A 13,227-nucleotide genomic window follows, 5' to 3' on the forward strand; every position below is an offset into this window, starting at 1 on the left:
GCTGAAGGCGGCAAGGCTGCAGTCAGGCGTTGGAAGGGACGTGCCCGAACAGTTCCTGAGCGAAGCGAACACGTTGTTCGGCAGTTTCCTGAATGCCGTCTTTGGCCAGCTGTTCCAGGTGCGCTTCGACGGCGTGGGTGCGTTTGGTCAGGCCGCAGTCGTTGGCGATCTGGATGTTCAGGCCGGGGCGGGCGTTGAGTTCGAGGATCAACGGGCCCTTGTCCTGGTCCAGGACCATGTCGACACCGATGTAGCCCAGGCCGCACAGCTCATAGCAGCCGGCCGCAAGCTTCATGAAACCATCCCAGTTCGGCAGTTGCACGCCGTCTACCGCGTTGGTGGTGTCGGGGTGTTTGCTGATGATGTTGTTCAGCCAGGTGCCGCGCAGGGTCACCCCGGTGGCCAGGTCGACACCGACACCGATGGCGCCTTGGTGCAGGTTGGCCTTGCCGCCGGACTGGCGGGTCGGCAGACGCAGCATGGCCATCACCGGGTAGCCCATCAGCACGATGATGCGGATGTCCGGCACGCCTTCATAGCTGATGCTTTTGAAGATCTGGTCGGGGGTTACCCGGTACTCGATCAGGGCGCGGTCGCGGTGACCGCCCAGGGAGTACAGGCCAGTAAGGATGCTGGAGATCTGGTGCTCGATTTCCTCGTGGCTGATGATCTTGCCCGAGACCGTGCGATAACGGTCTTCGAAGCGATCGGCAACCACCAGGATGCCGTCGCCGCCGGCACCCTGAGCGGGCTTGACGACGAAGTCGTTGCGCCCGCCGATGATCTCGGAAAGTTTGTCGATCTCTTTCTCGGTGGAGATGATCCCGTACATTTCCGGCACATGGATGCCGGCCTGGATCGCACGCTCCTTGGTGATGATCTTGTCATCGACAATCGGGTACAGGTGGCGCTTGTTGTACTTGAGGACGTAGTCCGCATTGCGCCGGTTGATACCCATGATGCCCCGGGCCTCCAGGGCTTTCCAGGTTTTCCAGAGACCAAACATCAAGCGTCAGCCTTCACGAAAGCTTTGAAACGCACCAGCTCCGTCAGGCGGTAGCCGCGGTAGCGACCCATCGCCAGCATGAAGCCCACCAGAATCAGCAGCACCGCCGGGAAGGTGAAGACGAAGTACACCAACTCCGGCACGCTCATCAGCAGGTGTGCCAGGGAGGCGGCGAACAGGGTGCCGATGGCGACTTTCATCGCATGGCCACCGCCGCGTTCTTCCCAGGTGATCGACAGGCGCTCGATGGTCATGGTCAGAATCACCATCGGGAACAGTGCCACCGACAGGCCGCGTTCCAGGCCCAGTTTATGGCTGAACAGGCTGATGGCGGCGATCAATACCACCACGAAGGTCAGGACCACCGACAGGCGCGGCAGCATCTGCAGCTTCAGGTGCTCAAGGTAGGAGCGTAGCGACAGCCCCAGCGCAGTGATCACCGTGAACAGGATGATGCCGAAGCCCAGTTGGGTTTCGCGGAAGGCCAGGGCGATCAGTACCGGGGTGAAGGTACCCAGGGTCTGCAGGCCGATCAGGTTGCGCAGCACCAGGATCACCAGTACGCCGATCGGGATCATTACCATGATCATGAAGGTCTGCTGGGTTTGCAGCGGCAGGCCGTACAGCGAATACTCGAGGAAGTCGGCATCGGTGTTTTCGTCGGTCAGCTTGGCCAGGCGGATGGCGTTCATCTCGCTGTTGTTCAGGCTGAAGCTGACGTTGGCTTTTTTGCCGCCATCGACGGTGATCAGGTTGTCATCACCGGTCCACCACAGCAGGCGGTCGGTCGGCAGGCCTTGTTCGCCGGTATCCGGGTTGAAGTACAGCCAGTCGGTGCCGTTGAAGCTGCGCAGCCACAGTTCAGGGGTTTGTGGCTGGTCGGCCACCAGGCGGATGGTGTGGACCTTTTCCACCGGCACGTGGGCGATCGACAGCAGCAGGTCGATGACCTTGGCCTTGTTCAGCGACGAGGTGTCACCGGCCAGCAATAGCTTGACGTTGTCGTCGTTGAGGTTGTTGACCCGCTTGATGGTTTCGCTGACGAACGTCTCGACGTCAGCCGAGTGTTGGCGGATCGGCGCCATCAGGGCTTCGGCGGCGATTTTCTCCGGGCCTTCCACAGCCAGGCTGTCACGGAAGGTCGGGCCCTTGATCTTGGCTTTTTCAGTGCTGTAGCGCTTGGTCAGGACCAGGCGGTAGTACAGGGTCTGGTTGCCGCTGGCGCGACGAGCCGACCAGGTCACCTTGCGGTTGCCGTCGACGCGGTTGACGCTGACCCCGTAGTTGTTGGAGATGAAGCTCTCATTGAGGCTGACATAGTCGCGGCTCAATGGCGGGACGAACATCTGGACCTTGACCGGGTCTTTGGGGTTGGCGACGAACTCGACCTTGGCGTCAATGTTCCACAGGTCGTCGGTCTCGTCTTCGGTCACCGGGATGCCGAGAAAGAAAATCTGGTACGCCGTGACAATGATGCCCAGAAGCACCAGTACGGTGATCAAGACTTTCAGGTGAAGGGTAAGAGAGCGCATCGGGATTACTCTGCGGTGGGAGCGTCAGGGGCGCAGGCAGGTTTGCCGGCCGCGTATTTAAGGCTTGGGTCGACCAGCGCATCAAAATGCTTGAGCGCTTCGGAGCCGATCAGCAGTGGGAACTGGAAGGCGCTACGGTCGGTCAGGTTTACTTCGATCACGCGGCGGGCCGTCCCCATGCAGATGTTCAGTTCAATCACCGGGCGGGCGGTATAGGCTTTGCCTTCGTCCGGGTTGTAATCGCCGGCGCGTCGTTTGATCTTGCTGACGCGGGCCAGAGGTCGTTCTATCGGATGCGCATGGGCGGCGTCAATTGCCAGGTAGAAGCGCACCCAGGATTCGCCATTGCGCTTGAAGCGCTTGATATCGCGAGCACTGAGCGAGGCGGTTTTAGCCCCGGTATCGAGCTTGGCGGCAACCTCCAGGTCGATATCGGCAAGGCGGGCGTATTCGTTAAGGCCGTACACGGTCTTTTCCGAAGCCTGGCCCAGGCCAGGTAACAGAAACAGGCTGAGCAACAATAGAAGGGGCGTAAGTCTCATAAATCCTGGCGCGGTGCTGTGCGATGTTCGGGTCAAGGCCACTGGCAATGCTGCGCAAGCTTCCTCGTTTATCTGTCGTCAGCACAAAGTGATGACAATCACACTGTTCATGCCCTGTGTGAGGCGCGGCATTCTATCACGCTGGTGTGATGGCGCCAGCGGCTGCACTCAGACAACAGCAACAGTGGTGAAGTTCGTTCTTAGACGATTGTCGACAATATTCATTTTGTCTTTGACTCTGCTTGTCAATTTGGCTAGTTTTGGCTTCATTGATTTGTGAGGTGTCGACAATATGCTGGACACAGCCCAAGCGCCTGGCGCAATTGCCGAAGATTCCGAAACCCTTTCGGAAAACGTCTTCCGGCGCATCCAGGCGGCCATCGTCAAAGGTGAAATCGCACCGGGCAGCAAGATCTCCGAGCCTGAGCTGGCGCGCACCTATGGCATCAGCCGCGGGCCGCTGCGCGAGGCTATCCACCGCCTGGAAGGCCAGCGCCTGCTGGTACGCGTGCCACATGTCGGCGCACGCGTGGTGTCGCTGAGCCATGCCGAGCTGATTGAACTGTACGAAATTCGTGAGTCCCTGGAAGGCATGGCCTGCCGCCTGGCTGCCGAGCGTATGAGCGTAGCCGAGATCGATGAGCTGCGCCGGGTGCTCGACACCCATGAGCGCGACGCCACGTTCCAGGCGGGGCTGGGCTACTACCAGCAGGAAGGCGACTACGATTTCCATTACCGCATTATTCAGGGCAGCGGCAACCGCACCCTGGTGCAAATGCTGTGCGGCGAGCTGTATCAACTGGTGCGCATGTACCGCATTCAGTTTTCCGCCACGCCCAACCGGCCGCACCAGGCGTTCGCTGAACACCACCGGATTCTCGATGCCATCGCCGACCGTGACGGTGAACTGGCCGAGCTCTTGATGCGTCGTCACATCGGCGCTTCCAAACGCAACATCGAGCGTCACTACCTGGACGCTAACAGCCCACGAGGTGAGTCATGAGTCAGAAAAGCAGTCCCGGCCAGCGTTTTCGTGATGCCGTCGCCGCCGAACACCCGCTGCAGGTCGTCGGTGCGATCAACGCCAACCATGCGTTGCTGGCCAAGCGTGCCGGTTTCAAGGCCATCTACCTGTCCGGTGGCGGTGTAGCGGCCGGCTCCCTCGGTCTGCCAGACCTGGGCATCAGCGGCCTGGATGACGTGCTCACCGATGTACGGCGCATCACCGACGTTTGCGACCTGCCACTGCTGGTAGACGTAGACACCGGTTTTGGCTCCTCGGCCTTCAACGTTGCGCGTACCGTCAAGTCGATGATCAAGTTCGGCGCGGCCGCGATTCACATCGAAGACCAGGTCGGTGCCAAGCGTTGCGGCCATCGTCCGAACAAGGAAATCGTGTCGCAGCAGGAGATGGTTGACCGTATCAAGGCCGCCGTCGATGCCCGTACCGACGACAGCTTCGTGATCATGGCGCGTACCGATGCGCTGGCGGTTGAAGGCCTGAACGCCGCGCTGGACCGCGCTGCAGCGTGCATCGAAGCCGGTGCCGACATGATCTTCCCGGAAGCGATCACCGAACTGTCGATGTACAAAACCTTCGCCGATCGCGTCAAAGCGCCGATCCTGGCCAACATCACTGAATTCGGTGCTACCCCGCTGTACACCACCGAAGAGCTGGCCTCGGTTGATGTGTCGCTGGTGCTGTACCCGCTGTCGGCATTCCGCGCCATGAACAAGGCCGCCGAAAACGTCTACACCGCGCTGCGCCGCGATGGCACGCAAAAGAATGTTGTCGACACCATGCAAACCCGCATGGAGCTGTACGACGCCATCAACTACCACGCCTTCGAGCAAAGCCTCGACGCGTTGTTCGCCCAGAAAAAAGGCTGAACACCTGCTTAATCCTGTAGCGGCGGGCTTGTCCCGCGATTAGCCAAAGCATCCATAACAAATTCAAGAGTGGAGATAGACATGGCCGAAGCAAAAGTACTCAGTGGTGCCGGCCTGCGTGGTCAAGTGGCCGGGCAAACTGCACTGTCGACTGTGGGCCAGGAAGGTGCCGGTCTGACCTACCGTGGTTACGACGTTCGTGATCTGGCCGCTGGCGCCGAGTTCGAAGAAGTTGCCTACCTGCTGCTGTACGGCGAGCTGCCGAGCGAAGCCCAGCTGGCTGAATACAAAGGCAAGCTCAAGACCCTGCGCGATCTGCCGCAGGCGCTCAAAGAAGTGCTTGAGCGCATTCCAGCCGACGCCCACCCGATGGATGTGATGCGTACCGGTTGCTCGGTGCTCGGTACCCTGGAGCCAGAGCTGACCTTCGAACAGCAGCGCGACAAGACTGATCGCCTGCTGGCACTGTTCCCGGCGGTGATGTGCTACTGGTACCGCTTCACCCATCAGGGTGTACGTATCGATTGCACCAGCGACGAAGACACCATCGGCGGCCACTTCCTGCACCTGCTGCACGGCAAAAAGCCGAGCGAGCTGCATGTCAAAGTGATGAACGTCTCGCTGATTCTCTACGCCGAGCACGAATTCAACGCCTCGACCTTCACCGCCCGTGTCTGCGCTTCGACCCTGTCGGACCTGTATTCCTGCATCACCGCCGCCATCGGCTCGCTGCGCGGCCCACTGCACGGCGGCGCCAACGAAGCGGCCATGGAACTGATCGAACGCTTCCAGAGCCCGCAAGATGCGGTGACCGAGCTGCTGCAGATGCTGCAGCGCAAGGACAAGATCATGGGCTTCGGTCACGCGATCTACAAAGAGTCCGACCCACGTAACGAAGTGATCAAGGGCTGGTCCAAGCAGTTGGCCGAGGAAGTCGGTGACACCGTGCTGTACCCGGTGTCCGAAGCAATCGACAAGACCATGTGGGAGCAGAAGAAACTGTTCCCGAACGCCGACTTCTACCATGCCTCGGCGTACCACTTCATGGGCATTCCAACCAAGCTGTTCACCCCGATCTTCGTCTGCTCGCGCCTGACCGGCTGGGCAGCTCACGTGTTCGAGCAGCGTGCCAACAACCGCATCATCCGTCCAAGTGCCGAATACACCGGCGTTGAGCAGCGTAAGTTCGTGCCAATCGAACAGCGCTGAGGCCTGCCTTCTGCTCCTGTGTAGGAGCGGGCTTGCCCCGCGATAGCGATTTACCTGCTACATCGCAATCGCGGGGCAAGCCCGCTCCTACCGGGAGGAGGGGTTACCAGCCACCGACCTTACCGTGATTGAGTCCTGTGCCATGAATACTGAATTTCGCAAGAACCTGCCGGGCACTGGCCTGGATTATTTCGACGCCCGCGCGGCCGTTGATGCGATCAAGCCCGGCGCTTATGACCAGCTTCCCTACACCTCGCGCGTACTGGCCGAAAACCTGGTGCGTCGCTGCGATCCGGCCAGCCTGAATGCCTCGCTGAGCCAGTTGATCGAGCGCAAGCGCGACCTCGATTTCCCCTGGTTCCCTGCCCGTGTGGTGTGCCACGACATCCTCGGCCAGACCGCGCTGGTCGACCTTGCCGGTCTGCGTGACGCCATCGCTGAAGGCGGCGGTGACCCGGCCCAGGTCAACCCGGTGGTACCGGTGCAATTGATCGTCGACCACTCGCTGGCAGTGGAGTGCGGTGGTTTCGATCCGCAGGCGTTCGAGAAGAACCGCGCCATCGAAGACCGTCGTAACGAAGACCGTTTCCATTTCATCAACTGGACCAAAAAGGCGTTCAAGAACGTCGATGTGATCCAGCCCGGCAACGGCATCATGCACCAGATCAACCTGGAGAAGATGTCGCCGGTCATCCATGCCGAACGTGGCGTGGCGTACCCTGATACCTGTGTTGGCACCGACAGCCACACGCCGCACGTCGATGCCCTGGGCGTCATCGCCATTGGCGTGGGCGGCCTGGAAGCCGAGAACGTCATGCTCGGCCGTGCATCGTGGATGCGCCTGCCGGAAATCGTCGGTGTCGAGCTGTCTGGCAAGCCGCAACCCGGTATTACCGCCACCGACGTGGTGCTGGCCCTGACCGAGTTCCTGCGCAAGGAAAAAGTCGTCGGTGCCTACCTTGAGTTCTACGGCGAAGGTGCCCGCGCGCTGACACTTGGCGACCGCGCCACCATCTCCAACATGGCCCCGGAATACGGCGCTACGGCGGCGATGTTCTCCATCGATCAGCAGACCATCGATTACCTGCGCCTCACCGGCCGTGATGATGAGCAAGTCAAACTGGTAGAAACCTACGCCAAGGTTGCCGGCCTGTGGTCCGACAGCCTGGCCAACGCACAGTACGAGCGGGTGCTGCGATTCGACCTGTCCAGCGTCGTGCGCAACATGGCCGGCCCGTCCAACCCGCACGCCCGTGTGGCCACCAGCGACTTGTCGAGCAAGGGCATTGCCGGTCAGTGGGAAGAAGTGCCGGGGCAAATGCCGGATGGCGCGGTGATCATTGCCGCCATCACCAGTTGCACCAACACCAGTAACCCACGCAACGTAATCGCTGCAGGTCTGTTGGCGCGCAATGCCAACAAGCTCGGCCTGACTCGCAAGTCTTGGGTCAAATCGTCGCTGGCACCAGGCTCCAAGACCGTGGCGTTGTACCTCAAGGAGGCTGGCCTTGATGATGAGCTGGAAAAGCTCGGCTTCGGCATCGTCGCCTTCGCCTGCACCACGTGCAACGGCATGTCCGGCGCGCTGGACCCGGTGATCCAGCAGGAAATCATCGACCGCGACCTGTACGCCACTGCTGTGCTGTCGGGTAACCGTAACTTCGACGGGCGTATTCACCCGTATGCCAAGCAGGCGTTCTTGGCTTCGCCACCGTTGGTAGTGGCTTATGCGATTGCCGGTACCATCCGTTTCGACATCGAGAAAGATGTACTGGCGGTGGTCGACGGCAAGGAAATCCGCCTCAAGGACATCTGGCCGAGCGACGAAGAGATCGACGCAGTGGTCAAGTCGTCGGTCAAGCCAGAGCAGTTCCGTCAGGTCTACATCCCGATGTTCGCCATCGAAGAAGACACCGGTCCCAAGGTCGACCCGCTGTACGACTGGCGCCCGATGAGCACCTACATCCGCCGTCCGCCGTACTGGGAAGGCGCGCTGGCCGGGGAGCGTACCCTCAAGGGCATGCGCCCGCTGGCGGTGCTGCCCGACAACATCACCACTGACCACCTGTCGCCGTCGAACGCCATCATGCTCGACAGCGCTGCTGGCGAATACCTGGCGAAAATGGGCCTGCCGGAGGAAGACTTCAACTCCTACGCCACCCACCGTGGTGATCACCTGACCGCCCAGCGCGCCACCTTCGCCAACCCGAAACTGTTCAACGAAATGGTTCAGGAAGGCGGCAAGGTCAAACAGGGTTCGTTGGCGCGGATCGAGCCGGAAGGCAAGGTCACACGGATGTGGGAAGCGATCGAGACCTACATGGATCGCAAGCAGCCGCTGATCATCGTTGCCGGTGCCGACTACGGTCAGGGCTCGTCGCGTGACTGGGCGGCCAAGGGTGTGCGTCTGGCTGGCGTCGAAGCCATCGTGGCTGAAGGTTTCGAGCGTATTCACCGCACCAACCTGGTGGGTATGGGCGTACTGCCGCTGGAGTTCAAGCCGGGCGTGAACCGCAAGACGCTGGACATCGACGGCACCGAAACCTTCGACGTGCTCGGCGAGCGTACCCCGCGGGCCACCCTGACCCTGGTGATCACCCGTCACAACGGTGAGCGCGTCGAGGTGCCGGTGACCTGCCGTCTGGATACCGCTGAAGAAGTGTCGATCTACGAAGCGGGTGGGGTGCTGCAACGCTTTGCCCAGGACTTCCTGGAGTCGGCGGCGGTTTGAGGTAGGGCTCATCGCGGGGCAAGCCCGCTCCCACCGACCTGGTAGGAGCGGGCTTGCCCCGCGATTCCCTAAAAAGAACGATCAGGAACCCAACCATGGCACATGTACCGCAAGTAAAGATTCCCGCCACCTACATTCGTGGTGGCACCAGCAAGGGTGTGTTCTTTCGCCTGCAAGACCTGCCCGAACGCGCCCAGGTGCCCGGCCCGGCCCGTGATGCCCTGTTGCTGCGAGTGATCGGTAGCCCCGACCCGTATGGCAAGCAGATCGACGGCATGGGTGGTGCTACCTCCAGCACCAGCAAAACCGTGATCCTCTCGCGCAGCACCAAAGCCGAACACGACGTCGATTACCTGTTTGGTCAGGTGTCGATCGACAAGGCATTCGTCGACTGGAGCGGCAACTGCGGCAACCTTTCGGCGGCGGTCGGCTCGTTTGCCATCAGCGCAGGCCTGGTAGACGCCAGCCGAGTACCGCATAACGGCATCTGCACCGTGCGCATCTGGCAGGCCAATATCAGCAAGACCATCATTGCCCATGTACCGATCACCAACGGTGAAGTGCAGGAAACCGGCGATTTCGAACTGGATGGCGTGACCTTCCCGGCTGCCGAAGTGCAGCTCGAATTCATGGACCCGGCGGCCGATGAAGACGGCGACGGCGGTTCGATGTTCCCTACCGGCAACCTGATTGACGACCTTGAAGTGCCCGGTGTCGGCACCCTCAAGGCAACCCTGATCAACGCGGGTATTCCAACCATCTTCATTCAAGCCGAAGCCATCGGCTACACCGGCACCGAGCTGCAGGACGCCATCAACGGCGACCCTGAGGCTCTGGCCCGGTTCGAGACCATCCGTGCCTACGGGGCCGTGCGCATGGGGCTGATCGGGCATATCGATGAAGCCGCCAAGCGTCAACACACCCCGAAAGTTGCGTTTGTTGCACCGCCGACCACTTATCAGTCGTCCAGCGGTAAAACCGTTGCGGCGGGTGATGTAGACCTGTTGGTGCGGGCGTTGTCGATGGGCAAGCTGCACCACGCGATGATGGGTACGGCTGCTGTGGCCATCGGTACTGCTGCAGCCGTGCCTGGCACGCTGGTGAACCTGGCGGCCGGTGGTGGTGAGCGCAGCGCAGTGCGCTTCGGTCACCCGTCAGGCACCCTGCGTGTGGGGGCTGAGGCGCGTCAGGTGAACGGTGAGTGGACGGTGACCAAGGCGATCATGAGCCGCAGTGCTCGCGTGCTGATGGAAGGGTGGGTGCGGGTGCCTGGTGATGCGTTCTGACCGGTAGGAGCGGGCTTGCCCCGCGATTGCGGTGTGTCAGTCGCATTGCTTCGCGGGGCAAGCCCGCTCCCACAGGTAGTGCAAAACAGTTGCTCCCACAAGAGCTAAAAAAAACCCCGCCAATTGGCGGGGTTTTTTTTACGCTAGGTCAGCTTAGGCTTGAACAACCGGGATCTTGGCGTTCGCAGCAGCTTCACGGAACTCGGCGATCTGGTCGAAGCTCAGGTAGCGGTAAACGTCGGCAGCCATGCTGTCGATGTTCTTCGCGTATTCCATGTACTCTTCGACGGTTGGCAGTTTGCCCAGGATCGAGGCAACAGCCGCCAGCTCGGCAGAGGCCAGGTAGACGTTGGTGGCGTCACCCAGGCGGTTCGGGAAGTTACGGGTCGAGGTGGAAACCACGGTCGAACCGGTCTGCACACGTGCCTGGTTACCCATGCACAGCGAGCAGCCTGGCATTTCCATGCGGGCGCCAGCTTTGCCGTAGATGCCGTAGTAGCCTTCTTCGGTCAGCTGGTGAGCGTCCATCTTGGTTGGCGGAGCCAGCCACAGACGGGTAGGGATGCCACCTTTGACCTTGTCCAGCAGCTTACCGGCAGCGCGGAAGTGACCGATGTTGGTCATGCACGAACCGATGAACACTTCGTCGATCTTCTCGCCCTGTACGGTCGACAGCAGACGCGCGTCGTCCGGGTCGTTCGGCGCGCAGAGCACAGGCTCTTTGACGTCGGCCAGGTCGATTTCGATGATCTCGGCGTATTCGGCATCCTTGTCGGCTTCCAGCAGCACTGGGTTGGCCAGCCAGGCTTCCATCGCCTGAGCGCGACGCTCCAGGGTACGTGGGTCGCCGTAGCCTTCGCTGATCATCCAGCGCAGCAGGGTGATGTTCGACTGCAGGTACTCGGCAATAGCCTTCTCAGGCAGCTTGATCGAGCAACCGGCGGCGGAACGTTCAGCCGAGGCGTCGGACAGTTCGAAGGCTTGTTCGACGGTCAGTTCGTCGAGGCCTTCGATTTCCAGGATGCGGCCGGAGAAGGCGTTGATCTTGCCTTTCTTCTCGACGGTCAGCAGGCCTTTCTGGATGGCGTAGTAAGGGATGGCGTGTACCAGGTCACGCAGGGTGATGCCTGGTTGCAGTTTGCCCTTGAAGCGCACCAGTACCGACTCCGGCATGTCCAGTGGCATCACGCCAGTGGCTGCGGCGAAGGCGACCAGGCCGGAACCGGCCGGGAAGGAGATGCCGATCGGGAAGCGGGTGTGCGAGTCACCACCGGTACCGACGGTGTCCGGCAGCAGCATGCGGTTCAGCCAGCTGTGGATGATACCGTCGCCTGGGCGCAGGGAAACACCGCCACGGGTGCGGATGAAGTCTGGCAGGGTGTGGTGGGTGTTGACGTCGATTGGCTTCGGATAGGCTGCAGTGTGGCAGAACGACTGCATCACCAGGTCAGCAGAGAAGCCCAGGCACGCCAGGTCTTTCAGTTCGTCACGGGTCATCGGACCGGTGGTGTCCTGCGAGCCGACGGTGGTCATCTTCGGTTCGCAGTAGGTGCCAGGACGTACGCCTTTGCCTTCTGGCAGACCGCAAGCCTTGCCGACCATTTTCTGCGCCAGGCTGTAGCCCTTGCCGGTGTCGACCGGGGCTTCAGGCAGCTTGAACAGATCGGTTGGGCCCAGGCCCAGCTCGGCACGGGCTTTTTCGGTCAGGCCACGGCCGACGATCAGCGGGATACGGCCGCCAGCGCGGACTTCGTCGAGCAGTACTTCGGTTTTCAGCGCGAAGCTGGTGACCAGCTCATCGCTGCCGTGACGACGGACTTCACCTTTGTACGGGTAGACGTCGATGACATCGCCCATGGCCAGGTCGGTGCAGTCGAATTCGATCGGCAGGGCGCCGGCGTCTTCCATGGTGTTGTAGAAGATCGGAGCGATCTTGGTGCCGAAGCAGAAACCGCCGCCGCGCTTGTTCGGCACGTACGGGATGTCGTCGCCGAAGAACCACAGTACCGAGTTGGTCGCGGATTTACGCGAAGAACCGGTACCGACCACGTCACCAACATAGGCAACTGGGAAGCCTTTGGCTTTGACTTCTTCGATCTGCTTGAGCGGGCCAACCGAGCCAGGTTGCTCAGGGTTGATGCCGTCACGGGCCATTTTCAGCATGGCCAGGGCGTGCAGCGGGATGTCAGGGCGCGACCAGGCGTCCGGGGCAGGGGACAGGTCGTCGGTGTTGGTTTCGCCTGGCACCTTGAAAACGGTCAGGGTGTACTTCTGCTCGATGGCCGGGCGGGCGGTGAACCACTCGCCAGCAGCCCAGGATTCCAGCACGGCCTTGGCGTGAACGTTGCCGGCCTTGGCTTTTTCAGCCACGTCGTGGAACGCATCGAACATCAGCAGGGTGTGCTTCAGTTGCTCGGCAGCGACGGCGCCCAGTTCGGCATCGTCCAGCAGCTCGACCAGGGTGGCAATGTTGTAGCCGCCCTGCATGGTGCCCAGCAATTCGGTGGCGCGTTTGCGGTCGATCAGTGGCGATTTGGTTTCGCCCTTGGCGACGGCAGAGAGGAAGCCGGCCTTGACGTAGGCAGCTTCGTCCACTCCTGGTGGAACGCGGTTGGTGATCAGGTCGACGAGGAAGGCTTCTTCGCCAGCAGGCGGGTTCTTCAGCAGCTCGACCAGGCCTGCGGTTTGTTCGGCGTTAAGCGGCTGGGGCACGATGCCCAGGGCGGCACGCTCTTCGATGTGTTTGCGGTAGGCTTCAAGCACAGTTATTACCCTCATCAGTGGTCCCAAATGGGTGTCCGGGACGCTCATCCAGAATTTTCGGCACCCCTGCGCAATACGGCTTTTTGGGCCGCGTAGCCAGGGTTGCAGGAAATCCTTACAGAAGCTGCTTTCAAAGTTTTACGCCTGTAGAACGGAGGCTGATGAGGGCTGGCGCGGGACATGCGACGGGCGAATATCCCGGGCCAACGCCGTTCTACCGGATGAACTGTGCTCGTGACGCTTTGAAAACAGCTTCTAACGGACATTG

The 13,227-nt window shown here is 61.0% G+C and carries 9 protein-coding genes; 5 read left to right on the forward strand and 4 right to left on the reverse strand.

Annotated elements, in window-relative coordinates:
- Window positions 1-22 precede the first annotated feature (22 nt).
- From ACVWSC_RS09605 to rloA, 3 genes are read right to left on the reverse strand one after another with little or no spacing between them, the layout of a single operon-like run.
- Window positions 23-1,006 (reverse strand): alpha-L-glutamate ligase-like protein, encoded by a 984-nt coding sequence (locus ACVWSC_RS09605; protein ID WP_442113406.1) that lies wholly within the window; start codon window positions 1,004-1,006, stop codon window positions 23-25.
- The gene (gene rloB / locus ACVWSC_RS09610; RefSeq protein ID WP_442113407.1) at window positions 1,006-2,538 is read right to left on the reverse strand and encodes an osmotic stress tolerance membrane protein RloB; all 1,533 of its coding nucleotides are present in this window, start codon (window positions 2,536-2,538) and stop codon (window positions 1,006-1,008) included. Before rloB ends, ACVWSC_RS09605 begins: the two co-directional genes overlap by 1 nt.
- Before the next feature lie 5 nt (window positions 2,539-2,543).
- On the reverse strand, window positions 2,544-3,080 hold the full coding sequence (gene rloA / locus ACVWSC_RS09615) for a retropepsin-like aspartic peptidase RloA (RefSeq protein ID WP_442113408.1): 537 nt from the start codon (window positions 3,078-3,080) through the stop codon (window positions 2,544-2,546).
- Window positions 3,081-3,372: 292 nt separating this feature from the next.
- On the opposite strand from rloA, the gene ACVWSC_RS09620 reads away from it, so the two are divergent.
- The 5 genes from ACVWSC_RS09620 to prpF all read left to right on the forward strand — a co-directional run bounded on the left by ACVWSC_RS09620 (window position 3,373) and on the right by prpF (window position 10,196).
- Window positions 3,373-4,083 carry a GntR family transcriptional regulator gene (locus ACVWSC_RS09620; RefSeq protein ID WP_133211770.1) on the forward strand — a complete coding sequence of 237 codons (711 nt, stop codon included), beginning with the start codon at window positions 3,373-3,375 and terminating at the stop codon, window positions 4,081-4,083.
- Window positions 4,080-4,970 (forward strand): methylisocitrate lyase, encoded by an 891-nt coding sequence (prpB, locus tag ACVWSC_RS09625; protein ID WP_442113409.1) that lies wholly within the window; start codon window positions 4,080-4,082, stop codon window positions 4,968-4,970. Before ACVWSC_RS09620 ends, prpB begins: the two co-directional genes overlap by 4 nt.
- An 81-nt stretch (window positions 4,971-5,051) precedes the next feature.
- Window positions 5,052-6,179 carry a bifunctional 2-methylcitrate synthase/citrate synthase gene (prpC, locus tag ACVWSC_RS09630; protein WP_442113410.1) on the forward strand — a complete coding sequence of 376 codons (1,128 nt, stop codon included), beginning with the start codon at window positions 5,052-5,054 and terminating at the stop codon, window positions 6,177-6,179.
- 142 nt (window positions 6,180-6,321) lie between these two features.
- A complete protein-coding gene (acnD, locus tag ACVWSC_RS09635) occupies window positions 6,322-8,910 on the forward strand; it encodes a Fe/S-dependent 2-methylisocitrate dehydratase AcnD (protein ID WP_442113411.1) in 2,589 nt (862 codons plus the stop codon).
- Between the two features lie 95 nt (window positions 8,911-9,005).
- Window positions 9,006-10,196, forward strand: a complete 1,191-nt coding sequence (prpF, locus tag ACVWSC_RS09640; RefSeq protein ID WP_442113412.1) for a 2-methylaconitate cis-trans isomerase PrpF — start codon at window positions 9,006-9,008, stop codon at window positions 10,194-10,196.
- Between the two features lie 153 nt (window positions 10,197-10,349).
- On the opposite strand, the gene acnB is transcribed toward prpF, so the two are convergent.
- Window positions 10,350-12,959, reverse strand: coding sequence for a bifunctional aconitate hydratase 2/2-methylisocitrate dehydratase (gene acnB, locus ACVWSC_RS09645; protein WP_442114283.1), 2,610 nt, complete (start codon window positions 12,957-12,959; stop codon window positions 10,350-10,352).
- Between the last annotated feature and the right edge of the window lie 268 nt (window positions 12,960-13,227).

The sequence above is a fragment of the Pseudomonas sp. NUPR-002 genome, from assembly GCF_056322725.1.